We start from the raw sequence: 22563 nt of genomic DNA, 5'->3' as shown, positions 1-22563 counted from the left end.
GGGCGCGTGTTCCCCGCGCCCTTCCGTCGTCGTCCTGTGTGAGAGAACCGTGTCGCTTCCCGCCCTGTCAGAAGAGCAGCAAGAGCTGTTCCGCCTGATCGAGGACACCGGCGAGCACGTCTTCATCACGGGCCGCGCGGGAACGGGAAAGTCGACCCTGCTGCAGTACTTCTCGTGGAACACGAAGAAGCAGATCGCGATCTGCGCCCCCACCGGTGTCGCGGCGCTGAACGTCGAGGGGCAGACGATCCATTCGCTGTTCCGCCTGCCGATCGGTCTCATCGGCGACTCCGACATCGACCAGAACGACAACACGCGGCGCATCCTCAACGCGATCGAGACGCTCGTGATCGATGAGATCTCGATGGTCAACGCCGACCTCATGGACGCGATGGACCGCTCTCTGCGCCAGGCGCGGGGCAAGCGCGGCATCCCGTTCGGCGGCGTGCAGATCGTGATGTTCGGCGATCCGTATCAGCTCGCACCGGTGCCGCCGCGCGGCGACGAGCTGCGCTACGTCAAGGATCACTACCGCTCGTTCTGGTTCTTCGACGCCAAGGTGTGGGCGGGTTCCGCCGGCGGCGAGGCCGAAGAGGAGGACGCCGGCCTCTTCGCCGTCGACACCAGGGCCGAGCTGCACGTGCGCGAGCTCGTGCAGATCCACCGCCAGTCGGACGACGGCTTCAAGGCGATGCTGAACGCCGTGCGCTACGGTCGCGTGACCGCCGAGATCGCGGGCGTGCTCAACACCCAGGGCGCGCGGACGCCGCCCGACCCCGAGCCGGGCGAGGTGCCGATGATCACCCTCGCCACCCGCAACGACATCGTCAACAGCATCAACAGTCGCCACCTGGCGGCCCTCCCCGGCAAGGAGCAGACCGCGCGCGCCGAGGTCAGCGGCGAGTTCGGTCGCGGCGAGGCCTCGCTGCCCGCCGAGTCGGAGCTCAAGCTAAAGATCGGCGCGCAGGTGATGTTCCTGCGCAACGACACGTCGATGTCGGGCGAGCCGCCCCGGTGGGTGAACGGCACGATCGGCACCGTCGTCCGCATCCTCGGCGAGACCGTGCGGGTCGAGATCGACGGCGAGGAGGTCGACGTCGACCCCGCGGTGTGGGAACGGTTCCGCTACTCGTACGAGGCGAGCACCAAGAAGCTGACGCGTGACGTCGTGGCCGAGTTCACGCAGTTCCCCCTGCGGCTCGCCTGGGCCGTCACTATCCACAAGTCGCAGGGCAAGACCTATGACCGGGCGATCATCGACCTCGGCTCCGGCGCCTTCGCGCCCGGCCAGACCTACGTCGCGCTCTCGCGACTGACCTCGCTCGACGGGCTCTACCTGTCGAGGCCGCTGCGCCCGAGCGACATCCGCGTCGACGAGGACGTGCGCCGGTTCATGCGCGACGCATGGCTCGCGGCGTCGACGCCGGAGGTCGGGAAGGGCTGACGGGGCTCGTCGTCAGGCGGCGATGCGTGCGCGGTCGAGGTCTTCGAAGAGCTCGGTGTTGAAGCGGTAGGCGAGCAGCACCTCGTCGATCACGCGCTCCTGCTCGGCGGTGTCCCACGGAGCGGCATCGAGCTGCTCGCGGTAGACGTCCTTGAATGCCGAGGGGTCGGCGATGTCGTCGAACAGGTAGAACCCGATGCCGTTGGTCTCGAAGCCGAAGCGGCGGGCCATGACGCGTCCGATGAAGATGCCGCCCGAGAGATCGCCGAGATAGCGCGTGTAGTGGTGGGCGACGAAGCCGCCCGCCCACGTCGCCCCCACCTGGCGGATGCGCTCGACGTAGCGCTGGGTGGTCGGCAGGGCGACGATCTGCTCGCGCCAGTCGGGGCCCACCAGGAACTCCAGGTCGGCTTCGAGTGCCGGCAGTCGCGTCAGCTTGTCGCTGATGAAGACGGATGCCACGGGGTCCTGGCGCATCCGATCGCCCGCCGCCTCGAGGGCGTCGTAGATGAAGTAGTGCTGCGCGACGAGCGCGATGTAGTCCTCGCGCGATCCCTCGCCCTTGAGCAGGTCTGACATGAAGCCTGCGCCCTCGCTGCGGGAGTGCGAACCGGAGGAGCGCTCACGGAGGGCTGCGGAGAAGGAGAGGATCTCGGACATGTGCCCAGTGTAAGGGTTGCCTAACCTCTAGCGAAACCCCGAAGTCTCGGAGCATCACGCATGCGGACGCGGCTGCACCCCGAGCTTCTCGCACGCCAGGTCGTAGAGCGCGACGACCTCGCGCCGCACGGCGGGTCGCTCGCTGATCGCGCCCGACGGCCACGCGACGCGGAGCTCGGACGCCGCACCCGCGCGGGTGACCTCCCAGACGCCGCCGTCTCCGTCGAGGCCCGTCATCACCGCATCCGTGATCTCGCCCTCTGCTGCGGGGGAGAAGGCCCGCGCGATCAGCAGATTGTCGTCGGTGTGGTCGCCGTTCATGTGGCGGAGGATGGCGGAGACGACGTCGGCATCGAAGATGTGGGGCATGCTCATCACCCTAAACGGGCCCGCGCGATGCGATCTTTCAGGATCGGCGTTCTAGACTCGGGAGACACGTCTTCCGGGGGTCCCCTTTCATGCAGCTTCTCTCGTCGCGCAGGTTCCGCGCAGCAGCGGCCAGCGTCGCCGTACTCGGGCTCTTCCTCACCGGATGCACTTCGTCCGAGCCCGAGTTCAGTTACGACCCGCCTTCTCAGGTCGACGGCGCTCTGCCCGACGACACCGTCGCCGCGATGGAGGCCGCCGTCACGAACGCGCTCACCGCGTCTGGTGCCTCGGGCGCCGTCGTGGGTGTCTGGGTGCCGTGGAGCGGCAGCTGGGTGACCGGGATCGGCACGCAGGATCCGGGTGCGGGTGCGGAGATCAGCACCGACATGGCCTTCCGCGTCGCCGACGTGACGCGACTCATGACCTGCGACGTGCTCTACGGTCTGGCCGACGACGACATCGTCGAGCTCGATGCCCTGGTGCCCGACTACGTCTCGGGCGTCGCGGACATGAAGGACATCACGCTGCTCGACCTGTGCAACGGCACGAGCGGTGCGGCCTCGTCCGAGGCCACGGCGAAGAACGCCTGGCTGAACACCCCTGAGCGAGTCTGGGCACCCCTCGAGCTCGCCTCCTACGGCCTCGGCGCCTCGCGCGGCACGCCGCACACGACCTATCGCAACTCCGACTCGGGCTACCTGATCCTCGGCCTCGCACTCGAGCGCGCGTCGGGTCTCACGGCATCCGAGCTGATCGCCGAGTACGTGACCGAGCCGCTCGGTCTCGCGAACACCTCGCTGCCGAGCCCGGCGCCTGCCGCACCCTCGACCGGTGCGGTCATGAACGGCCACTATCTGTCGACCGTCGAGGGCGGCTACAACTGCGCGGCTCCGGTCGACATCACCACGCTCTCCTCGAGCACCGGCTACACCGACTCGGGCGTGGTCTCGACGATCGACGATCTGGGTCGGTACGCGCAGGCCGAGGCGAGGCAGGCGCTGCGCAAGGAGGAAGAGCCCGATCGCTTCGGTGCCCCGCTTCCCGTCAGCAGCACCGCACCCTCGTGGTACCAGGCGACCGGCGGCGCACTGATGGTCGGCTCGATGGTGGGGCAGTACGGCTGGACCCCCGGCTACCAGACGGCGGCGTTCTCGGATCCCGAGACCGGGTTCACGGTCGCGGTGTCGCTGAACGACTCCACCAGCGGAGGCTCGACCGCCGCCTACCTGTCGTGGGAGCTCGCGGCGATCGCGTCGAAGGCTCCGGCCGCCTCCGGCGAGACGGCTCCGGACTTCGGGCTTCCTTTCACCGCCGAGCAGTATCACACCGCGATCACCGACACGGCGCTCACCTGCGTCGCCCCTCCCGCGGGCTGACGCCGCAGAGCAGCATCGCATCGCGGCCTGACCGCACGGAAGGGACGAGCCGATGCCGATCATCGACAACGCGATCTACGTCGACGGCCGGCGCACCGAGAATCCGCGGAGCCTGAGCGAGACCTTCGAGGTGCTGCGCGAACGCGGCGGCATGAGCTGGATCGGTCTGTATCGACCGAGCGAGGCCGAGATCCGCGAGGTCGCCGATGAGTTCGGCATCCACGCGCTCGTCGTCGAGGATGCTCTGGCGGGTCACCAGCGATCGAAGCTCGAGCGCTACGGCGAGGTGCTGTTCATGGTGCTGCGCTCGGCGCGGTATCTGGATGCGGCCGAAGAGGTCGAGTTCGGTGAGATCCACGTGCTGGTCGGACCCGACTTCGTCGTGACCATCCGGCATGCCGAATCACCCGACCTCGGACGCGTGCGGCGCCGCCTCGAAGACGACCCGTCGCTGTTGAAGCTCGGCCCCGAGGCCGTGCTCTACGCGATCCTCGACGAGGTGGTCGACGAGTACGCACCGGTGCTCGCGGGCCTCGAGAACGACATCGACGAGATCGAGAGCCAGCTCTTCGAAGACGAGGTCGACGCCACGCAGCGCATCTACGAGCTGGGGCGCGAGGTGATCGACTTCCAGCGGGCCGTGCAGCCGCTGGCCGGCATGCTCGACTCGCTGCTGCGGGGATCCGCCAAGTACGAGGTCGATGAGGAGCTGCAGCGATACCTGCGCGACGTGCTCGACCACACGCTGCGCGTCTCGGAGCGGGCCAACACCTTCCGCACGGTGCTCGACAATGCGCTGACCGTGGAATCGACGATCGTGGCGCGGCGGCAGAACGAGGAGATGCGGCGGATGACCGAGCTCAGCATCCGCCAGAACGACGAGGTGAAGAAGATCTCGGGATGGGCTGCGATCCTGTTCGCGCCGACGCTGGTCGGCACGGTCTACGGCATGAACTTCGACCACATGCCCGAGCTGCACTGGGCGCTCGGATACCCGATGGCTCTCGGACTCATGCTCGCCATGGGCTTCGGCCTGTACTGGGTGTTCAAGCGCAAGGGGTGGCTCTAGCCACCCGTTGCGGGCCTACTCCGCGCTCGGTTCGTCGTCGGTCTCGACGCCGGGCCCGGGGCCGGGGCGCACCGCAGCATCCGGCACGATGTCGATGCGCGTGTTGCCGTCGTGCTCAGAGACCTCGATGCGCGGTGCGGCGTCGGCCTCGGTGGCATCCGGTGCCGCCGTCAGCTGGTCGTGACGCTTCTCTGCGCTCGACATCTCGTCGACGTGATTGGTGTCGTCAGGCGTGCTCATGGTTCTCCTCGGGGGTGTCGTCGGATGCGGATGCGGATGCGGATGCGGATGCGGATGTCGAGTCGTGCCGGTCGTCAGTGCGTCTGCGGCTCCAGCGGGCGAGCAGGTAGAGCACGCCGCCGACGGCGAGCAGGATCGCCCCGAAGAGCCAGACGGCGGGGCGCTGCTGCGTGAGCAGCAGGATGCACGACGCGATGCCGAGCACCGGGATGACAGTCCAGATGCGGAAGTGGTCGTGCTCGACGCGGTCTCGGCGCAGCACCAGCACCGAGACGTTGACGCTGAGGAAGACGACGAGCAGCAGCAGCACCACGGTCTCGGCCAGCGTCGCCAGATCGCCCACCAGAGTGAGGCCCATCGCGACGAGGGTGGTGGTGAGGATCGCGACCCACGGGGTCTTGCGGTGGGGCAGCACGCGGCCGAGAACCGAAGGCAGCAGGTTCTGCTCGGCCATGCCGTAGGTGAGACGGCTGACCATGATCATGGTCAGCAGGGCGCCGTTCGCGACGGCGACGAGGGCGATCAGGCTGAAGAGCCACGAGGGGATGCTCGCGCCCGCCGCCTCGACCACCGACAGCAGCGGACCGCTCGACTCCTGCAGCTCGGAGGCGGGAAGGGCGATCGAGCTCGCGACGCCGACGAGCACGTAGACGGCGCCGGCGGTGAACAGTGCGCCGAACAGGGCCCGAGGGTAGGTGCGGCGAGGGTCTTTGACCTCTTCGATCATGTTGGCCGAGGTCTCGAATCCGACGAACGAGTAATAGGCGATCACCGCGCCCGCGAGCACCGCCATGGCCGCTGGCGTTCCCTCGGGCGTCTGCGTCAGGCGCGACGCGTCGCCACCGCCGCCGGCGACGAACATCCCCACCACCACGATGACGATGACGAGACCGCTCAGCTCGATCGCCGTCATGACGAGGTTCGCGCCGAGCGACTCGCGGATGCCGCGGGCGTTCAGGGCCGCGACGATCGCGAGGAACAGGATCGCGACGGGGATCGTCGGAAGGTCGAAGAAGGTGCCGAGATAGTCGCCCGCGAAGGCGATCGCGAGTCCGGCGGCGCTCGTGACGCCGGCCGCGAGCATGCTGAAGCCGACGAGGAACGACACGACAGGGCTGTGGAACGCGCGCTCTGCGAAGACCGACGCCCCGCCCGCGCGCGGGTACTTGGTGACCAGCTCGGCGTACGAGCCCGCGGTGAGCAGCGCGAGCAGCAATGCGAGAAGCAGCGGTGCCCACAGCATCCCGCCGACCTTCTCGGACAGCACCCCCATGAGGGCGTATATGCCGGCGCCGAGCACATCGCCGAGGATGAAGGCGAAGAGCAGCGGGCCGGTGATGGCACGACGCAGCCGAGTCGGCGCGGCCTGCGCGTTCGCAGTGTCAGAGGTCATCGTCGCACCGTACGGACAAGCCGGGCCTGAGACGACGGGGTTGACAGACACCCGACACGGGCGCTCAGGTCTTTCACAGGTGCCTGCGCGGCGGTGCGCGGGTCGCTTTCTGTTCCGGTCGCAGTTCGTGCGGGGCGCTTTCGGTTCGGGTCGCAGTTCGTGCCGCGCGTCAGGCGTCCGGGCGGCACGAACTGCGACGGGAACGCTGGGAGGCGGCATCCGGGTGGCACGAACTGCGACGGGAACGCTGGGAGGCAGCATCCGAAGTCATCCGTTCGGGGGATGCCGCAGCGAACGACGGCGTCATAGCGTGGATGCATGCTGATCGTCGAAGAACTCCACATGCTGCTGCTTCGGCCCGACGGCCGCGTCGAGAGCGCGGTGAGCGTGAACCGCCTCTATGGCGAGGTCGCGGCCGTGCTCGTCGACCTCGCCCTGCACGGTCGCATCTCGGTGTCGGATGAGAAGAATCCGGTCGTCGACATCGTGTCGAACGAGCCGACGGGCAATCCGATCCTCGACACCACCCTGCAGCGTCTCGTGCCGATGCGGGGCAAGCGCCTGCAGTCGCTGGTGGTGCGGCCCAAGCTCGATCCGCTCGAGATCGTCGTCGAGTCGCTCGTCGTGCAGGGCGTGCTCGTGCGCGGGGAGCGCGGATTCTTCGGATGGGGATCGGCGCGCACTCCCGAGTCCGACCCCGCCCCCGAGCAGGTGCTGCGTTCGCGGCTCGCCGCGGTGCTCGCAGGCACCGGCGCCCCGACGCAGGCCGACCTGGCGCTGCTGTCGATCCTGCAGAACCTCAACGCCGCGCACGCGATCCTTCGGGCGGAGTGCGGGGACGCCTCGGCACGCGACCTCAAGAAGAGGATCGAGCAGCTCACCGCGGGGTCTCCGACCGGGGATGCCGTCGCCAAGGCCGTGAACGATGCGATCGCCGCCGCGATGGTGGCCATCATGACTCCGACGATCGTCGCGGCGACGATCACCTGACCTCGCCTGTATCCGGGCAGATTCGTGGCCTGCCCGGGCACATCCGAGGCCTGCCCGGGCACGGCTTCGGAGGCTGGCGGCGACACGCCGGGTCGGCCGTGCCTTCGACGGCGCGTTGGCGGCATCCGTCCGAAGTTGTGCCCGCGGCGAGAGACGGGGCGCCCGAGGCGGGAGACGGGGCGCCCGAGGCGGGAGCCGGGGCGCCCGCGGCGGGAGACGGGCTCAGCGGAGCACGGCGACGCGCTCCGCGAGCTCGGCGATGGCGAGGTTCTCATCGAGAGGATCGACGATCACGCCGGCGACGGCGTCGAGGCCGAGAACCGGGAAACGCGAGGTCGCTCCGATCTTCTCTTCGCTGCCGAGTGCGAAGGTCTTGGTGCATCGGGCGGCGATCGCCCGCTTGGTGACCGCGTCGTCGAGGTTGCCGGTGGTGAGCCCGCGCACCGGGTCGACGCCGGTGACGCCGAGGAAGAAGAGGTCGGCCGCGAGGTGCTGCACGGCTTCGATGGCCAAGGGTCCGCTCGCGACCATCGAGAAGCGTGCCAGCTCGCCGCCGATCATCACGATGCGCGCCGCCGAGTGCTCGGCTGTGGCGAGGGCCACGGCGGGACTCGGGGTGATGACGGTGAGGTCTGCGCCATGGGGCAGCATGCGCGCCATCGCGAGAGTGGTGGTGCCGGCATCGAGCACGATCGTCGACCCCGGCTCGATCAGTGACACGGCGCGCGAAGCCACTCGCTCCTTGCTCGCCGTGGCGAGGGACGACCGCTGGTCGACGGGCCGGTCGGCAGCCGGGATCGGCAGGGCGCCTCCGTAGACGCGCACCAGCTCGCCCGCCTCGGCGAGCTCGCGCAGGTCGCGACGGATCGAGTCCTCCGACACCTCGAGATCGAGGGCGACGTCCTTCGCCACCACCCGGCCGTCTCTGCGGAGGATCTCCCGCAGATGGTCTTTGCGCTGTGCGCCCAGCATCCGAGCTCATCCATTCATGTTGTCTCACGAAGTTGCATGTTCTTGCACGGTTAACGTTACAGTCTTCTCCATGACAACTCCACTCCTGATCCTGATCGCTGGCCCCTATCGCTCGGGGACCGGCGGCGACCCCGCTCTGATCGCCCGCAACCTCGAGATCCTCGAACGAGCCGCGGCCCCCATCCATCGCCTCGGCCACGTGCCGATGATCGGCGAGTGGGTCGCGCTGCCGATCCTCCGAGGCATGGATGAGACGGATGCCGCCGAGGGCGACGTCATGTACGAGACCGCCCACCGGCTGCTGCAGCACTGCGATGCCGTGCTGCGCCTGCCCGGGGATTCGGCGGGCGCCGACATGGACGTGAAGATCGCCCTCGAGCGTGGCCTTCCGGTATATCGGGCGCTCGAGGAGATTCCGGCCCGGGAGGATGCTGCCGCCTGACGCGGCCCGGTCTCGCACCCGGACTGGCCGCGACCGGTGCGCTCCTGTGAGACTGGGGCGATGACTGACGGCATGGAATTCCCTCGACACGTCTTCGATTCGCTCGGCGCCGACCCCATCGCGTGGGAAGACCGCATCGGCGGGGCGATCCGGGTGGTCGAGAAGAGCCCGGCGGGCGGCCCCATCACGATCATGACGTCGGGGGCGTCGCTGATGCCGACCGACTCGGGTGAACGCGTCGAACTCGCCGTCGAGGTGATCGACGGCCAGCAGGGGGCTGCCCGCGTCGCGCTCGGCATCGTCTGCGACGACATGGCCGCGAACAGGCGAGTGCCGCCGGTCGGAGCGCCCTGGCGCAACAGCGAGCCGTTCCTCACCGGCACGCGGATCTCGGCGATCATGACGTCGCCGTCGCGGTGGGGGGCATCGTTCGACGAGGTGCGCACGGCCGACGGCGCGCTGCTCGGCCACGTGCGCACCCTCCGCCTGCTCACGGATGCCGAGGCGGCGTTCGCGTCCGCCCAGGGGTGGGATGCGCTCGTCGCGGCCGCCGGATCGGTGGATGCCCTGCTCGATGTCACGAGAGACGACACCGTCTCGGCTCCGGGACTGGCCGGCAACGCGCCCGTCTTCCTCTCGAAGCTGCACGCCGAGCATCCGCCGCGCTGGATCACGTTCACCGGGCGCGACCTGCAGTCCGTCACCGGGCTCGAGTCCGAGGCGTACATGAACGACTCCGCGAACCACGAGGTGTGGTCGGTCGACTCGTTCGTGGCGCGCTTCCCGTGGGTCGCCGGATTCGTGCGCGAGGCGAAGCCGGGGCAGACCGGGATGTTCACCGACGCCTCGGGCGCCTACGTGCTCGAGGCGGACTGAACCGCACGAGACCGACGTCCGTCAGGTCGCGAAGCGCACGCCTGTCAGCTCCTCGGCGACGGCCCACAGTTCCACACCCACATCGACCGACCGCACCTGCGCGCTCGCGGTGACGCGCGCGGGCGCGCCCCGGAACTCGAGCAGCCCGCCCGGCCCCCAGTAATCGCCACCCGTGGCATCGGCGGCGACCGCCGCGTGCACGATCGGTGCGGCGCCGGCATCCTTGCCCTGCACGAACGGGCGGCTGAGCGACGCGAGAGCGCGCATCGTGGAGGAGACCTCGGCGAGACCGTCGCGGTACGGGGTGAGGGGATCGACCGCATAGCCGGGATGCGCGCACAGTGCTGCCCGCGCCGTTCCGCGCCACCGGCGGTTCAGCTCGAACGCGAAGGCCATCAGCGCGGCCTTCGACCTGCCGTACTGCCGCAGGGACGGCCCGCTCCACGGCTGCGAGAGCGTGGCCGGGTCGATCTCGGCGAAGCGATGAGCCAGCGACCCCACGGCGACGACCCGCGCATCGTCGGCGAGGGCGTCACCGAGCTGCGCGAGGAGGGCGAAGTGACCCAGGAAGTTCGTGCCGGCCATCAGATCGAGACCGTCGGCGGTGCGGGCGCTGCGATCCGCAGCCTTCACCCCGGCGTTGCAGATCACGGCGTCGAGGCGCTCCTCGACCGATGCGGCGGCCGACGCGATGCTCACGAGCGACCCGAGATCGACGGGAACGATGCCTATGTCGGCGCCGGGCACCTGCGCGCGGATCGACGACGCCGCGGTCTCGGCCCGCCCTGCCGACCGGCATCCGAGCAGGACCCGGGCGCCGTGCTGGGCGAGGATCTCGGCGCACCAGTAGCCGATGCCCGCATTTGCTCCGGTGACGAGGACCGTGCGGCCGGTGAGATCGGGGAGCGCGAGCGAGGAGGGCATGCCCTCCAACCTAGGCGGAGACTCCCACCCGGTCGGCCGTGCGGACCACCGTCGCGAACTCGCGCGCCGCGAGGATGCTCTCGGTGCGCCTCATGATGTCGTCGCCCGACAGTGCGGCGAGTCCGCCGCTCGCCGCGATCGGCGAGGTCGTGGTCGCATCCGTCACGAAGTCCACCTCGAACCCGAGGTCGCTCGCCATCCGGGCCGTCGTCTCGCAGCACTGCTCGGTGCGGATGCCGCACACGACGACGCGGTAGACGCCGAGGCGCTGCAGCCGCTGCTCGAGATCGGTCGAGGTGAAGGCGTTGGCTGTGGACTTCGTGACCGCGACCTCGTCGGCGCGCGGGTCGAGCTCGTCGAAGACTCTGACGAACCCGAGCTCGGGGTCGAACACGCCGCCCGAGGCCGCCTCCGCGTGGGTGACCCACACGACAGGGTCGCCGACACGGCGTGCGTGGTCGACGAGTCGGGCGATGTTCTCGATCACGGCCGGGTTGGCGGTCGCCGCCCATTCGTCGGGCCGCTGGCGGAACGACTCCTGGGCGTCGATGACGAGAAGGGCGGTGGCGGAGTCGCGGTTCATCAGACCATCCTCGCGGCAGTCGACCGGGTCGGCCAGTGGCTGCGCGGTCATCGCCCGCCTCTTTTCTGCCGTCTCGCATGTGCGGCGAAAGATTCTCCGACGAATCTGTGACGAATCGCGCTCGACCCTCGTCCTATCTGTGAGCGACCCACACACGCTCCCGCCGAGGCCATCGCGGCCCGGTCGGCACACCGTGAGACGAAGGAATGGTCATGGCAACTCAGGATCAGAACACCCCCACCAGCCCCGCCGAGAAGGAGCTGGCCCAGACTTCCGCCGCACCGAAGCCTGCCGCGTCGGGCTCGCGCGTCGACCGCACGTCGGGCTTCTCGGCGTCGCGGATCCCCGCCGACACCTCGGCCGCGGGCAAGACGGTCATCGCTGACGGTGTCGTCGCCAAGGTCGCAGGCATCGCCGCCCGTGAGGTCGCCGGCGTCTACGCACTCGGCGGCGGTGGAGCGCGCGCCTTCGGCGCCATCCGCGACGTCATCAACGCCACCGACCTCTCGCAGGGCGTCAAGGTCGAGGTCGGCGAGACGCAGGCCGCTGCCGACCTGACGATCGTCGTCGAGTACCCGGCCCCCATCCAGGAGGTCGCGAGCAACGTGCGCGCCGCCGTGGCCGGAGCGATCACCCGCCTCGTGGGTCTCGAGGTCGTCGAGGTCAACGTCGAGGTCAACGACGTGCACGTGCCCGGTGACGACAACCAGGAGAACGAGGAGTCGCGAGTCTCATGACCCCCACCGCCACCGGCGCCCTGATCGGCGCACTTCTGGCCCTGGCCGCCCTCCTGTTCGGGTTCTGGGGATTCCTCCTCATGGCCCTGTTCGCAGGCATCGGCGCCCTGATCGGCCGGATCGCCTCGGGAAAGCTCGACGTCCGCGGTCTCGCTGACGCCTTCACAGGGCGGCGCACCTCCTGATGCGCGTCGACCAGCACATCGCCGCAGGTGGCGGCCCCGCGCGGGCCGCCACCGCAGAGGCCACCGTCCCGGGGCGCATCGACGTGAAGGACCGCGTCTACCGCACGGTCACCGAGAAGGCGTCCGCAACCCTGATCGGCGTGCCGCGCGGTGACGTGAAGGTCGACGTCGTCGAGCACTCCGGCGGGATCGCGGTACGCATCGCGACTCCGCTTCCCGTTCCCGATCTCGACGACTCGGTTGCGATCGCCCAGAGCGTCCCCGTCCTCGACCGGGCCCGCCAGCTGCAGGAGCAGCTGCAGGAGAGCCTCAGCGGCATCCTCGGCCGAGACGTCACCCGCATCACCCTCACCATCACCGGTGCCACCATCCCCGAGAGGAGACGAGTGCGATGAGCACCCCCGTCCTTCGTCGCGTCATAAGGCGCGAGACGCATTCACCGCGCACCGTCGCGATGTTCGTCGCGGTCATCCTCCTCATCCTCGCCCTCGCGTACATCGGGCTCGAGATCGTGCTGAGCCTCGCAGCCCAGCCCGCACTCCTGCTCGGCCCCGCGGCGGCCGGCGGATGGCTGGTGGGACTGCCCACGGCGCAGCCGGCCGGTCTCGTGATCGCCGGCAGCGTGGTGCTCGCCCTGATCGGCGTCATCCTGATCTGGCTGGCCGTCACTCCCGGTCGCCTGTCGAGGCACACGCTCGACGCGGGTGACCGCGCCGTCGTCGTCGACAACGGCGTGATCGCCAGTGCCCTCGCCCAGCACCTCTCGGACGAGACGGGTCTCGCCCGCGAGGACATCACCGTCGGGGTCGGCCATCGCAGCGTCGACGTCTCGGTGCGGCCGGGTGCCGGCGTCCCGCTCGACAAGAACGAGGTGCAGGCGGCCGCCGAGGCCGAACTGCAGACCTACCGACTGACGCGGAACGTGCGCACCCGCGTGCGCATCGAGCGCCCCAGCGAGAAGGAAGACGAGCTGTGAACGACACGAACCGTGCGTTGAACCGCACCCTGCTGCTCATCATCGGCGTGCTCTTCCTGGGGCTCGGTGCCCTCGGCATCGCGATCATGAGCTGGCCGACCGCCACCGACATCTGGACGTCGGCCGGCACGGATGCCCGCTCGTGGCTCGACCAGGCGATCGCCGCGACGGCGATCGCGGGCGGCAGCCTCTCGTGGGTCGGCGTCGGCGCCGTCGCCGGGATCCTCGTCGTGATCGTGCTGCTGATCGTCGCCCTCACCAGCGTCGCGGGCCGCCGTTCGAAGACGGCGATCCGCTCGTCGGGAGCGCAGAACCCGCTCGGCCGCGTCACCGTCACCGAATCGTTCGTGTCGGATGCGGTCAAGAACTCGCTCGCGGGTCGCGATGAGATCCTGTCGGCTCAGGTCACCGCCAACGACATCCGCCGCGAACCTGTGCTGCACGTGGCCCTCACGCCCCGGCAGAACACCGACCCGCGCGAGCTGATCGACCACATCGACCGTCTGCTCGCCAACCTCGCCACCCTCACCGGCCGCGAGACCGCGACCTTCGTCTCGATCCACACCGGTCTGCGGGCGCGACTCGCCCACGATCAGCGTCGACTGTCCTGACCGCGCGACGCCGCACCTCTCACCTCCAGGAAGCAGGAATCAGCATCATGCGAAACAAGATCCTCCTCATCGGCGCCGTGGCCTTCGTCGCCTACGTCGTGGGCAGCCGGGCAGCCACCGTGCAGGTCAACAAGGGCGAGACGGTGCGGCACCAGCTGGTGCGCATGTGGAACGACCCGAAGGCGAAGAAGGAACGCGCCAAGGCCGCGAAGAAGGCGGCGAAGGCCGCCGAGAAGGCGCTCGACAAGGTGCGCCGCTGACTCACGGCTCACCGAGCCGCACGAACTTATCGTCGGTCGCGTAGTGCAACGACGATAAGACGCCGGGAATCCTCCCGTCGTCACGATCACCCCTCACGAAAGGAGCTCCTCATGGGACTCGATGACAAGATCAAGAACGCCGCTCAGGACATCGCCGGCAAGGCGAAGGAAGCGATCGGCAACGCGACCGACAACGACAAGCTCGCTGCCGAAGGCAAGGCCGACCAGGTCAAGGCCGACGCCAAGAAGGCCGGCGAGAACGTCAAGGACGCGTTCAAGAAGTAAGACCCCCGACGGGCGGGTGGAGCGGTGTCACGCTCCACCCGCCCGTCGCTGTGTGCGGGAGCGGATGCTGACGGCATCCGTCGTTCTCTCCAGCCATCCCGTCGCTTCGCCCCTGTCGCTCGCTCCGCGAGCATGCGTACGGTCGAGTGATGACTTCCTCGACGACGACGACTTCGACCGAGGCGCGATATCGCGTCGATCTTCCGCGACCGACCGCACCGGTGCCCGCGGCCCTCGACCTCGGCGACGGTGCCGACGTCTCTCGCCGCATCGAGGTGACCGACCGGTATCTGAGCCGAGACGGCAGGCCGTGGATCCCGGTGATGGGGGAGTACCACTTCGTGCGCGATCGTGGCGAGGTGTGGGAGCGCGAGCTGCGCAAGATGCGGGCGGGCGGCATCGACGTGCTCGCCACGTACGTCTTCTGGCTGGCGCACGAAGAGGTCGAGGGAGAGTTCCGCTGGGACGGCGACCGCGACCTGCGGGAGTTCGTGCAGATCGCCGATCGGGTCGGCCTCGATGTCGTGCTGCGGATCGGTCCCTGGGCGCACGGCGAGACGCGCAACGGCGGTCTTCCCGACTGGCTGCAGGCTCGCGACATCGCCCATCGCACCGACGACCCCGCCTATCTCGAGGTGGCGAGTCGCTGGTACGCCGCGATCGCCGGGCAGGTGGCAGATCTCGTGCATCGTGCCGAGGATCCGGATGCGCCGATCATCGGCATCCAGATCGAGAACGAGCTGTACGACCAGCCCCAGCACCTGTCGACGCTGCGCACGATCGCCGAGTCGGTCGGCCTCGGCGCCAGCCTCTTCACAGCCACCGGGTGGGGTGGTGCTCACCTGCCGCCGGGGAGGTTCCTGCCCGTCTATGCGGGGTACGCCGACGGGTTCTGGGAGGAGTCCGACACCGGGTGGCCGGAGTTCGGGCGACAGCACTTCACGTTCAGCGACGTGCGAGACGACCTCTCGGTCGGCGCCGACCTGCGCGTCACGCCCGCCGACGTCGATGCGGCCGGCGACCGCGGCACGAGCGACCCCTGGCCGTATGCGACCTGCGAGCTGGGCAGCGGCATGGCGACCGCCTATCACCGGCGGCCGCTCGTCGACGCGCAGGATGTCGCCGCGCTCGCGCTGACCAAGCTCGGCAGCGGATCGGCCTGGCAGGGCTATTACATGTTCCACGGCGGACTCCACTTCGAGGGTGCGCTCTCGACGACGCAGGAGTCGCAGGCGACCGGGTATCCGAATGACGTCCCCGTGCGCGACTACGACTTCTTCGCGCCGATCGGCGCCGCGGGCACGCAGCGCCCGCACTTTCACCAGCTGCGACGCCAGCACCTCTTCCTCTCGGCGTTCGGCGATCGGCTCGCGACCTGCCCGGCGCGGATCGGGCCGTCGGATCCGGGCGGCCTGCGCTGGTCGGTGCGTGGCGACGGCGACCGAGGATTCCTGTTCGTCAACACGCACCAGCCCGCACTCTCGCCGCTCGATGCGGTCGAGGCCGTGACGTTCGAGATCGGCGGACGCGATGCGGCGGTGCGCGTCCCGAGCGACCCGATCACCGTGCCTTCCGGATCGTCCTTCTTCTGGCCGCTCCGCCAGCCGCTCGGCGACCTGTCGGCCGTGAGCGCGACGGCGCAGCCGATCACCGAGATCCGCATCGGCGACCACGAGGTGGTGGTCCTGGCAGCGAGCGACGGCATCGAGGTCGAGATCCAGATCGATGACGTCGCACCGCGCGTCGTGCGGGGAGCGAGCACGACGGTGAACGATGACGGGCGACTCGTGATCCGCCCCGATTCGGCTCCCGGTGCCGACTGCCGCGTGCAGGTGGGGCGCACGACCCTCGTGATTCTCGACAGCGCCACGGCGGATGCCATCTGGCGCGGACCCGTGAACGGCATCGACAGCGTGGTGATCTGGCCGCACGGCGGCTGGTTCGACGACACCGACTTCGTCGCCGAGAGGCAGGCCGCCGACGCCGAGGCGCTCGTTCTGACCGAGCGCGCCGACCGATCCGGCGTCGAGTTCCGACGCGCGGTGGTCGAGGCGGCAGATGCTCGTCACGATCTGGCGCCGCCGGTCTTCCCGGCAGCGCCCGTGTTCGCCCCGAGGGTCGGAGGGTCGGCGTCGCGCTTCGCCGCCCCGACGGAGGCCGACTTCGCCGAGGCCTCGGTGGTCGAGATGCTCGTTCCGAGCGGGATCGGCGTCGATGCCGACCAGGTGGTGCTGCGGCTCGACTGGGTCGGCGACGTCATGCGTCTGCACATCGGCGACCGTCTGATCGCCGATCAGTTCTGGTCGGGACGTGCTCTCGAGGTCGATCTCAGCGGGTATCGCGACCTGCTCGCCGAGCATCCGATCCGTCTCGAGGCTTTCGCGTGGGATCCCGCGTCTCCCGTGCACGTCGACCCCCGCGTCAGGCCGGCGGCCGGCGATCCGGTGCTGCGGGTGGAGGAGGCGGCCTTGCTCGTGCGCCGATACGCGCGGGTGCGAACGACGCCGTGACGCGGGCGCTCAGCCCTTGTGCTGGGCGCGGTAGATCGTGGGGCTCACGTCGTGAACACGGCGGAACTGCCGCGAGAAGTACAGCGGATCGGCGTAGCCCACCGCTGCGGCGATCTCGGCGACCGACAGGCCGGTCGTGTCGAGCAGCGCCCGCGCCCTGCCCATCTTGAGCGAGGTGTGGAAGGCCGCCGGCCCGCTGCCGGTCGTCTGACGGAACAGCGCGCTCAGGTGCGAGGGCGACAGTCCGACGAGGGCGGCGAGATCTGCGACCTGGATGCTGCCGTCGATGCGCGTCTCGAGGTAGCGCATCGCCCGCTCGAGCGGTGAGCCCTGGGCGGGCAGCGTGCTGTCGACCGTGATGCGCGTGAGCAGATTCCAGGCGATGCCGGATGCCGCCAGCAGGTGCGCGGGCGAGATGCGACGCTCGAGCAGTGTGACGAGCTCGTCGAACAGCGCCACCACGCGATCGACCGCGCGCAGCCGCACCAGCCGAGAGGCGCCCGCGGGCGTCGTCAGCTCGGCCGCATCCGTTCCTCGCACGTGCAGCCACCAGATCGTCCATGGGGCGAGGTCAGAGGCGCGGTACTCGTGCGGGGTGCCGGCAGGGATCGCGATGCTCGCGCCGGGGCCGAGTGCATACTCGTCGCCGCCGAACGTCACCACCCCCGCGCCGCCCACGCAGACCAGCACGATCGTCTCGGATGCCCCGTGCGGGCGCTGGCGAAGATGGCCCTCGGCGTGGGGGAACAGGCCCGCATCGGTGACGGTGAGGCGCCGCGTGACGGGCGCGGCGAGCGCGTGCTCGACCTGGGGGCGCGGCACCACGCAGAGTCGCTGATCGGTGAAGCCCTCAGCACGGGGCGCGGCGGTGCGTTGCGTCGTTTCGTCCATGTCATCCCTCGTTCTCACCATACCGAGGGTGCCGCGGTGCTCGTAGCCTCGAAGAGCGGCCGACGGGGGCCGCCGAGTCGGAGGAGAACCATGACGATCGAGCTTCCCGAGGTGCCGCAGGGGCTCAGGCCGACCCTCGAGGCCGGTCGGCCCGTGGCCTGGCGCGAACCGCTCACGATCGCGACCTACGAGACCGGGGCGCCGAGCCCGTATCCGATGTTCCTCGATCACCGCGTCTACCAGGGGTCGAGCGGATCGGTGTATCCGATCCCCTTCATCGAGAGCGTCGACCACCAGCCGGCTCCGCGCGAATGGGACGCCGTTCACCTCGAGAACGAGTACGTGCGCCTCGTCGTGCTGCCCGAGCTCGGCGGGCGCATCCACGTCGGGTACGACAAGGTCACCGGCTACGACTTCTTCTATCGCAACACCGTGATCAAGCCCGCTCTCGTGGGGCTCGCGGGTCCGTGGATCAGCGGTGGGGTCGAGTTCAACTGGCCGCAGCACCACAGGCCCGCGACCTACCTGCCGGTCGAGACGAGCATCGAGACCGACGACGACGGCACGGTCACCCTCTGGTGCCATGACCATGATCCGTTCGCCCGCATGTCGGCGCAGCACGGCGTGCGCCTGCGGCCGGGCAGCTCGGTGGTCGAGCTCGCGGTGCGGCTGCACAACCGCACGAAGGACCGCCAGAGCTTCCTCTGGTGGGCGAATGTCGCGGCCCGGGTGCATGACGACTACCAGGCGTTCTTCCCCGAAGACGTGCGCCACGTGGCCGACCACGCCCGCCGCGCGCTCACCTCGTTCCCGGCGGCGGATCGCCCGTACTACGGCGTCGACTACCCGGCTCGCGCGGCGGAGGCCCCCGGCGCCGATCGGATCGACTGGTACCGCAACATCCCCGTGCCGACGTCGTACATGATCGTCGACTCGCAGCAGGACTTCTTCGGCGGCTACGACCACGCCGCAGGGGCCGGGTTCGTGCACTGGGCCGAGCGTCGGGTGTCGCCGGGCAAGAAGATGTGGACCTGGGGCGATGCGGCCTTCGGCCACGCGTGGGATGCGCAGCTGACCGACGCCGACGGCCCCTACGTCGAGCTGATGGCGGGCGTCTACACCGACAATCAGCCGGACTTCTCGTGGCTGCTGCCGGGCGAGACGAAGACCTTCACGCAGTACTGGTATCCGGTGCCCGCGATCGGAGTCGTGCACCAGGCGACACCGGATGCCGCGGTGCACATCGACCGCGACGGCGACGACCTGGTCGTCTCGGTGGCGGCGACCGCCCGCCGTCCCGGTGCGCGGGTGCTGGTCGAGTCTGCGGGCGAGCCGGTCGAGACCCACGCCGTCGACCTGGATCCCGGCGTGCCCGCAGTCGTGCGCACGCGCGGGCGCGGCCACGACGACGACCTCGAGGTGCGGGTGCTCGACGCCGACGGGCGCGTGCTGGTGCGGTGGGCGCCGACGGTGGTCGATTCCGATGAGCCCTGGGTCGCCGAGGAGCCGCCGTCGCCCGAGGCCACCGAGTCGGTCGAAGAGCTGTATCTCACCGGTCTGCACCTCAGCCAGTACCGGCATCCGACCCGGTCGCCGATGCCCTACTGGCGCGCCGCGCTCGAACGGGATCCCGGCGATGCCCGCACCAACCTGGCGGTGGCCGACCGGCTGTACCGACAGGGGTGCTACGAGGAGGCCCTCGCGCATGTGCGCACGGCCGTCACCCGCCTGACCCGACGCAACGCGAACCCGGTCGACGCCGAGGCGTTCTATCTGCTCGGTCTCGTGCAGTCCCGCCTCGGCCACGTGGTCGAGGCGCAGCGGGCCTTCGGCAAGGCAGGCTGGGATGGCGCGTGGGCCGCGCCCGCCGGGTTCGCGCTCGCCCAGTCGCTCGCGCACCAGGGCCAGGATCGCGCCGCGATGCGCGTGCTCGACGAGCTCGACGAGGTCGCCGCGCACGATCCGCGGCGCATCGCGCTGCGGGCGATCCTCCTCCGCCGCTCCGGACGAGACGCGGAGGCGCAGCGGGTGCTCGACCGTGCGCTCGCCGCAGACCCCCTCGCAGCCACCCTCCGGTTCCTGGCCGGACACGACATCCAGGACCCCGGGATCCTGCTCGACGTGGCGCTCGAGGTGCGCGACGCCGGTGACGCGGCGTCCGCCCTGCTGCTGCTCGACCGGGTGCAGTCGGCTGCGGTGAGCCCGAGCGGAAACCTCGGCCCGGTCGCCCACTATCTCGCGGCGGGAATCCTCGATGCGGAGGGACGGCCGGCCGAGGCCGCCGCACACCGGCAGCGGGCGCGCGAGGCGGACCTCACCTGGGCCTTCCCGTCAGGACTCGACGCGCTCGACGCCCTCGACCGGGCGATCGCCGCCGAACCCGACGACGCCACCGCGCGGATGCTGCGCGGAACCCTGCTCTATGCGTCGGGTCGGCGGGCCGAGGCCGCGGCCGAGTGGGATGCGGCGATCGACCTCGGCCTGCGGCACCCTGTGCTGCTGCGCGATGCGGCGCTCGCCGCCTACTCGGTCACGCATGACGACGACCGCGCCTGGGCCCTGTACGAGCAGGCGGTCGACGCAGCGCCCGGTGATGCCCGTCTGCGATACGAGCAGGACCAGCTGGCCGCGCGACTGGGGCACGACGACGCCACGCGATACGAGCGACTGCGGCCGCTCGAGCCGCTCGTGCTGACGCGCGACGACTTCGCGATTGCCTATGTGCGGCTTCTGCTGGCCGTCGGCGAGGCCACACGGGCCTACGGGATCCTCACCGGGCGCGAGTTCCGGCCGTGGGAGGGCGGCGAGGGCGAGGCGCTCGCCGCGTGGGACGCGACCCTGTCGGCTCTCGGACTGCCGATCGCCGACCCGCCGGCGAACCTCGGCGAGGCCCGCACCCCGTTCACGCCGCCCGTGGCGCGCCACGAGTCGGGCGAGACCGACTATTTCGCGACGGGCCTGCCCGAGCTGCTGCTGTTCACCCGCGAGGCGCTCTGATGACCGAGCGCTATCTGGGCACCGGGCACGACTCGGATGCAGGGCGCCCGGTGCCGGCCGGCGTGCCCGCGCATCTGCCTTCGCGGCTGTCGATCACGCTGTGGGACTTCTCCTGGTACTCGCGGGCGGGGGAGGGCGAGCCGTATGCGGATCTCGACGGGGCCTGCGCCGACGCCGCGGATCTCGGCTACAACTGCATCCGCATCTGCGCCGCCCCGCTGCTGCTGTTCGGCCACCCCGAGCTGTCGGACCTCTCGCGCGACCTCGAGATCGAGGGACTCGGTGCAGCTCCCGACGGTGGGTACTACGGCCGCGGCACCCGCTGGTACGACGTGCCGGGGGGCTATCGGATCGACCTGCTCGATCGCCTGCGTCAGCTGTTGGAGGCGGCGAAGCGGCACGGGCTCGTCGTGATCTTCGCGAGCTGGGAGTACCAGCAGTCGCCGAGCTTCGCGCGATCGTCCGCATGGTTCGACGCGATCGACGCGGTGCCGCTCGCTGAGCGGTACGACCACCTGGCGGGGGCATGGGGCCGTCTCATCGACTGGGTCACCGACCTCGGACTCCGCTCGCAGATCGCGCTCGTCGAGCTGCACAACGAGGTGGACTTCTCGATCCTCCCGGCGCTGACCGGGTCGGGCGAGCGGGCACTCGCGGGGCTGCGACAGCAGCATCCTGATCTGCTCATCACCGCGAGCTACGGAAAGCCGCCGCACCTGGCGATGCACCAGGTGTCGGATGCTCTCGGAGCGGCGCAGTTCCACGTCTACAGCTACGGCGTGCTCGACGCGCTGCAGCAGCTCATCGACATCCGCTCCGAGCAGTCGGAGGGCTTCCCGAATGCGATGCTGCGGTCGCTGCTCGTCGTCGGTGCTCCCACCCCTGCCGAGTACGGTCGGCCCGCCGAGTGGAAGCTGCGGGCCACGGTCGTCACCGACCAGATGATCTACGGCTACGACTGGGTGGATCCGGGGCTGTGGGATGCCTGGCTCGACGAGCATGCCGCCCCCTATCGGCTGATGATGCGTCGCGAGATCGAATCGCGGGTCGCGGCGGTCGCAGCGTGGGCGCACTGGCGACAGGTGCCCGCCGTGATCGGCGAGGGCTGGCTGGGCTACACGCCCCTGAACGCCTGGTACGAAGAGAGCGAGTACGGGCTCGAGTTCGCCGAGTGCGGGGTCGATGCTGCGCTCCGCGCCGGGGTCTGGGGAGTCGTGCTGTGCTCGAACGCCGCGCCACATCATCCGATGTGGACGCTGCGCGACTGGCAGCGGACGGTGAACGCGCGGGTGCTCTCGGGCGGGGCGTGACGCGCAGGCGCGGGTCTCGGGCATGCGCCGCCGTGACGTGAGACGATGCGGGGGATGGACGCCACTTTCGACGATGAACTGCGCGAGCTGCGCGCTCGCGCCTACGGGCCCCGTGCCGACATCGCGTCGGATCCCGCCGCGATGCACCGACTGCAGGAGCTGGAGTCGGCACGCACGGCGGCACCGATCAGGCGGGAACGCGGCCGGCCGGCGACCGAGCCGATGCCCGCATCCCTCGCCGAGGGCGACGTCGACCGATCGGACCGCGGCGAGGGGTGGGGCGAGGATTCTCTCTGGGACGACGAGGATGCGACGCCCGAGACCTCCGGCCCGTCGGGCTGGTCCGCGCGACGCCAGGCTCTGCTCTGGGCGGCATCGGTCGTCGTGACCGCGGTGATCGCGGCGGCGATCACCTACACGCTCGTGTCGATCCCCCTGGTCTCGGCATCCGCGCAGGCGCCGC

General features: G+C 70.0%; 24 protein-coding genes and 1 pseudogene. 17 read left to right on the top strand and 8 right to left on the bottom strand.

Going from position 1 to position 22563, the window contains the following annotated elements:
* The first annotated feature begins 49 nt into the window (after positions 1-49).
* Positions 50-1444: an ATP-dependent RecD-like DNA helicase gene (locus tag J7E68_RS07945; protein ID WP_215171500.1), complete on the top strand. Its 1395-nt coding sequence runs from the start codon at positions 50-52 to the stop codon at positions 1442-1444.
* Between the two features lie 12 nt (positions 1445-1456).
* Here J7E68_RS07945 and J7E68_RS07940 read toward each other — a convergent pair whose 3' ends face one another.
* Both J7E68_RS07940 and J7E68_RS07935 read right to left on the bottom strand, forming a co-directional pair.
* Positions 1457-2104 carry a biliverdin-producing heme oxygenase gene (locus tag J7E68_RS07940; protein ID WP_215171499.1) on the bottom strand — a complete coding sequence of 216 codons (648 nt, stop codon included), beginning with the start codon at positions 2102-2104 and terminating at the stop codon, positions 1457-1459.
* A 54-nt stretch (positions 2105-2158) separates the two neighbouring features.
* The gene (locus tag J7E68_RS07935) at positions 2159-2473 is read right to left on the bottom strand and encodes a DUF2470 domain-containing protein (RefSeq protein WP_215171496.1); all 315 of its coding nucleotides are present in this window, start codon (positions 2471-2473) and stop codon (positions 2159-2161) included.
* 89 nt (positions 2474-2562) lie between these two features.
* Between J7E68_RS07935 and J7E68_RS07930 the strand changes: the two genes are divergently transcribed.
* Together J7E68_RS07930 and corA are read left to right on the top strand one after the other, a co-directional pair.
* Positions 2563-3849: a serine hydrolase domain-containing protein gene (locus J7E68_RS07930; protein WP_215171494.1), complete on the top strand. Its 1287-nt coding sequence runs from the start codon at positions 2563-2565 to the stop codon at positions 3847-3849.
* Positions 3850-3901: 52 nt separating this feature from the next.
* On the top strand, positions 3902-4918 hold the full coding sequence (corA, locus tag J7E68_RS07925) for a magnesium/cobalt transporter CorA (protein WP_215171492.1): 1017 nt from the start codon (positions 3902-3904) through the stop codon (positions 4916-4918).
* Between the two features lie 15 nt (positions 4919-4933).
* On the opposite strand, the gene J7E68_RS07920 is transcribed toward corA, so the two are convergent.
* Positions 4934-5158: a multidrug transporter gene (locus J7E68_RS07920; RefSeq protein ID WP_215171490.1), complete on the bottom strand. Its 225-nt coding sequence runs from the start codon at positions 5156-5158 to the stop codon at positions 4934-4936.
* On the bottom strand, positions 5145-6551 hold the full coding sequence (locus J7E68_RS07915) for an APC family permease (protein ID WP_215171488.1): 1407 nt from the start codon (positions 6549-6551) through the stop codon (positions 5145-5147). Before J7E68_RS07915 ends, J7E68_RS07920 begins: the two co-directional genes overlap by 14 nt.
* 318 nt (positions 6552-6869) lie before the next feature.
* Here J7E68_RS07915 and J7E68_RS07910 point away from each other — a divergent pair, with 318 nt between their 5' ends.
* A complete protein-coding gene (locus tag J7E68_RS07910) occupies positions 6870-7541 on the top strand; it encodes a GPP34 family phosphoprotein (protein WP_215171486.1) in 672 nt (223 codons plus the stop codon).
* 222 nt (positions 7542-7763) lie between these two features.
* Here J7E68_RS07910 and J7E68_RS07905 read toward each other — a convergent pair whose 3' ends face one another.
* Positions 7764-8513, bottom strand: a complete 750-nt coding sequence (locus tag J7E68_RS07905) for a DeoR/GlpR family DNA-binding transcription regulator (protein WP_215171484.1) — start codon at positions 8511-8513, stop codon at positions 7764-7766.
* A gap of 70 nt (positions 8514-8583) precedes the next feature.
* Between J7E68_RS07905 and J7E68_RS07900 the strand changes: the two genes are divergently transcribed.
* Together J7E68_RS07900 and J7E68_RS07895 are read left to right on the top strand one after the other, a co-directional pair.
* On the top strand, positions 8584-8955 hold the full coding sequence (locus tag J7E68_RS07900) for a DUF4406 domain-containing protein (protein ID WP_215171481.1): 372 nt from the start codon (positions 8584-8586) through the stop codon (positions 8953-8955).
* Between the two features lie 60 nt (positions 8956-9015).
* Positions 9016-9831, top strand: a complete 816-nt coding sequence (locus J7E68_RS07895; RefSeq protein ID WP_215171479.1) for a suppressor of fused domain protein — start codon at positions 9016-9018, stop codon at positions 9829-9831.
* 21 nt (positions 9832-9852) lie between these two features.
* On the opposite strand, the gene J7E68_RS07890 is transcribed toward J7E68_RS07895, so the two are convergent.
* Positions 9853-10755, bottom strand: a complete 903-nt coding sequence (locus J7E68_RS07890; protein WP_215171477.1) for an SDR family NAD(P)-dependent oxidoreductase — start codon at positions 10753-10755, stop codon at positions 9853-9855.
* Positions 10756-10765: 10 nt separating this feature from the next.
* A complete protein-coding gene (locus J7E68_RS07885) occupies positions 10766-11389 on the bottom strand; it encodes a cysteine hydrolase family protein (protein WP_251048763.1) in 624 nt (207 codons plus the stop codon).
* Between the two features lie 161 nt (positions 11390-11550).
* On the opposite strand from J7E68_RS07885, the gene J7E68_RS07880 reads away from it, so the two are divergent.
* From J7E68_RS07880 to J7E68_RS07845, 8 genes are all read left to right on the top strand, one after another.
* On the top strand, positions 11551-12075 hold the full coding sequence (locus J7E68_RS07880) for an Asp23/Gls24 family envelope stress response protein (protein ID WP_215171475.1): 525 nt from the start codon (positions 11551-11553) through the stop codon (positions 12073-12075).
* Positions 12072-12260, top strand: a complete 189-nt coding sequence (locus tag J7E68_RS07875) for a DUF2273 domain-containing protein (protein ID WP_215171473.1) — start codon at positions 12072-12074, stop codon at positions 12258-12260. Before J7E68_RS07880 ends, J7E68_RS07875 begins: the two co-directional genes overlap by 4 nt.
* Complete coding sequence (locus tag J7E68_RS07870) at positions 12260-12655, top strand: hypothetical protein (protein WP_215171471.1); 396 nt, start codon at positions 12260-12262, stop codon at positions 12653-12655. The genes J7E68_RS07875 and J7E68_RS07870 overlap by 1 nt, the downstream gene beginning before the upstream one ends.
* Positions 12652-13236: a DUF6286 domain-containing protein gene (locus J7E68_RS07865; protein WP_215171469.1), complete on the top strand. Its 585-nt coding sequence runs from the start codon at positions 12652-12654 to the stop codon at positions 13234-13236. Before J7E68_RS07870 ends, J7E68_RS07865 begins: the two co-directional genes overlap by 4 nt.
* Entirely contained in the window at positions 13233-13847 is a 615-nt protein-coding gene (locus tag J7E68_RS07860; RefSeq protein WP_215171467.1) for a hypothetical protein, read from the top strand. Before J7E68_RS07865 ends, J7E68_RS07860 begins: the two co-directional genes overlap by 4 nt.
* Before the next feature lie 47 nt (positions 13848-13894).
* A complete protein-coding gene (locus J7E68_RS07855; RefSeq protein WP_215171466.1) occupies positions 13895-14107 on the top strand; it encodes a hypothetical protein in 213 nt (70 codons plus the stop codon).
* Between the two features lie 111 nt (positions 14108-14218).
* Positions 14219-14392, top strand: a complete 174-nt coding sequence (locus J7E68_RS07850) for a CsbD family protein (RefSeq protein WP_053098095.1) — start codon at positions 14219-14221, stop codon at positions 14390-14392.
* A 149-nt stretch (positions 14393-14541) separates the two neighbouring features.
* The gene (locus J7E68_RS07845; RefSeq protein ID WP_215171463.1) at positions 14542-16902 is read left to right on the top strand and encodes a beta-galactosidase; all 2361 of its coding nucleotides are present in this window, start codon (positions 14542-14544) and stop codon (positions 16900-16902) included.
* A gap of 9 nt (positions 16903-16911) precedes the next feature.
* Here J7E68_RS07845 and J7E68_RS07840 read toward each other — a convergent pair whose 3' ends face one another.
* The gene (locus J7E68_RS07840; RefSeq protein WP_215171461.1) at positions 16912-17793 is read right to left on the bottom strand and encodes an AraC family transcriptional regulator; all 882 of its coding nucleotides are present in this window, start codon (positions 17791-17793) and stop codon (positions 16912-16914) included.
* 90 nt (positions 17794-17883) lie between these two features.
* On the opposite strand from J7E68_RS07840, the gene J7E68_RS07835 reads away from it, so the two are divergent.
* The 3 genes and pseudogenes from J7E68_RS07835 to J7E68_RS07825 form a co-directional block, all read left to right on the top strand.
* Positions 17884-20790 (top strand): DUF5107 domain-containing protein, encoded by a 2907-nt coding sequence (locus J7E68_RS07835; RefSeq protein ID WP_215171459.1) that lies wholly within the window; start codon positions 17884-17886, stop codon positions 20788-20790.
* On the top strand, positions 20790-22100 hold the full coding sequence (locus tag J7E68_RS07830) for a cellulase-like family protein (protein WP_215171457.1): 1311 nt from the start codon (positions 20790-20792) through the stop codon (positions 22098-22100). Before J7E68_RS07835 ends, J7E68_RS07830 begins: the two co-directional genes overlap by 1 nt.
* A 54-nt stretch (positions 22101-22154) precedes the next feature.
* Positions 22155-22563: pseudogene (locus J7E68_RS07825) on the top strand (hypothetical protein); the annotation flags it as partial.

Origin of the sequence: Microbacterium sp. ISL-103 (assembly GCF_018613995.1) — a bacterium.
Classification (GTDB): domain Bacteria; phylum Actinomycetota; class Actinomycetes; order Actinomycetales; family Microbacteriaceae; genus Microbacterium.
The sequence above is the reverse complement of the archived record's forward strand: the minus strand, read 5'-3'. Positions and strand labels throughout refer to the sequence as shown.

What these genes read in the sequence shown, in the direction of transcription:
- J7E68_RS07930 (WP_215171494.1), top strand. Translation starts at nt 2,563, where the DNA reads ATGCAGCTTCTCTCGTCGCGCAGGTTCCGCGCAGCAGCGGCCAGCGTC.
- J7E68_RS07845 (WP_215171463.1), top strand. Translation starts at nt 14,542, where the DNA reads ATGACTTCCTCGACGACGACGACTTCGACCGAGGCGCGATATCGCGTC.
- J7E68_RS07890 (WP_215171477.1), bottom strand. Translation starts at nt 10,755, where the DNA reads ATGCCCTCCTCGCTCGCGCTCCCCGATCTCACCGGCCGCACGGTCCTC.
- J7E68_RS07830 (WP_215171457.1), top strand. Translation starts at nt 20,790, where the DNA reads ATGACCGAGCGCTATCTGGGCACCGGGCACGACTCGGATGCAGGGCGC.
- J7E68_RS07875 (WP_215171473.1), top strand. Translation starts at nt 12,072, where the DNA reads ATGACCCCCACCGCCACCGGCGCCCTGATCGGCGCACTTCTGGCCCTG.
- J7E68_RS07900 (WP_215171481.1), top strand. Translation starts at nt 8,584, where the DNA reads ATGACAACTCCACTCCTGATCCTGATCGCTGGCCCCTATCGCTCGGGG.
- corA (WP_215171492.1), top strand. Translation starts at nt 3,902, where the DNA reads ATGCCGATCATCGACAACGCGATCTACGTCGACGGCCGGCGCACCGAG.
- J7E68_RS07880 (WP_215171475.1), top strand. Translation starts at nt 11,551, where the DNA reads ATGGCAACTCAGGATCAGAACACCCCCACCAGCCCCGCCGAGAAGGAG.
- J7E68_RS07865 (WP_215171469.1), top strand. Translation starts at nt 12,652, where the DNA reads ATGAGCACCCCCGTCCTTCGTCGCGTCATAAGGCGCGAGACGCATTCA.
- J7E68_RS07855 (WP_215171466.1), top strand. Translation starts at nt 13,895, where the DNA reads ATGCGAAACAAGATCCTCCTCATCGGCGCCGTGGCCTTCGTCGCCTAC.
- J7E68_RS07910 (WP_215171486.1), top strand. Translation starts at nt 6,870, where the DNA reads ATGCTGATCGTCGAAGAACTCCACATGCTGCTGCTTCGGCCCGACGGC.
- J7E68_RS07850 (WP_053098095.1), top strand. Translation starts at nt 14,219, where the DNA reads ATGGGACTCGATGACAAGATCAAGAACGCCGCTCAGGACATCGCCGGC.
- J7E68_RS07885 (WP_251048763.1), bottom strand. Translation starts at nt 11,389, where the DNA reads ATGACCGCGCAGCCACTGGCCGACCCGGTCGACTGCCGCGAGGATGGT.
- J7E68_RS07915 (WP_215171488.1), bottom strand. Translation starts at nt 6,551, where the DNA reads ATGACCTCTGACACTGCGAACGCGCAGGCCGCGCCGACTCGGCTGCGT.
- J7E68_RS07905 (WP_215171484.1), bottom strand. Translation starts at nt 8,513, where the DNA reads ATGCTGGGCGCACAGCGCAAAGACCATCTGCGGGAGATCCTCCGCAGA.
- J7E68_RS07895 (WP_215171479.1), top strand. Translation starts at nt 9,016, where the DNA reads ATGACTGACGGCATGGAATTCCCTCGACACGTCTTCGATTCGCTCGGC.
- J7E68_RS07920 (WP_215171490.1), bottom strand. Translation starts at nt 5,158, where the DNA reads ATGAGCACGCCTGACGACACCAATCACGTCGACGAGATGTCGAGCGCA.
- J7E68_RS07940 (WP_215171499.1), bottom strand. Translation starts at nt 2,104, where the DNA reads ATGTCCGAGATCCTCTCCTTCTCCGCAGCCCTCCGTGAGCGCTCCTCC.
- J7E68_RS07840 (WP_215171461.1), bottom strand. Translation starts at nt 17,793, where the DNA reads ATGGACGAAACGACGCAACGCACCGCCGCGCCCCGTGCTGAGGGCTTC.
- J7E68_RS07835 (WP_215171459.1), top strand. Translation starts at nt 17,884, where the DNA reads ATGACGATCGAGCTTCCCGAGGTGCCGCAGGGGCTCAGGCCGACCCTC.
- J7E68_RS07935 (WP_215171496.1), bottom strand. Translation starts at nt 2,473, where the DNA reads ATGCCCCACATCTTCGATGCCGACGTCGTCTCCGCCATCCTCCGCCAC.
- J7E68_RS07870 (WP_215171471.1), top strand. Translation starts at nt 12,260, where the DNA reads ATGCGCGTCGACCAGCACATCGCCGCAGGTGGCGGCCCCGCGCGGGCC.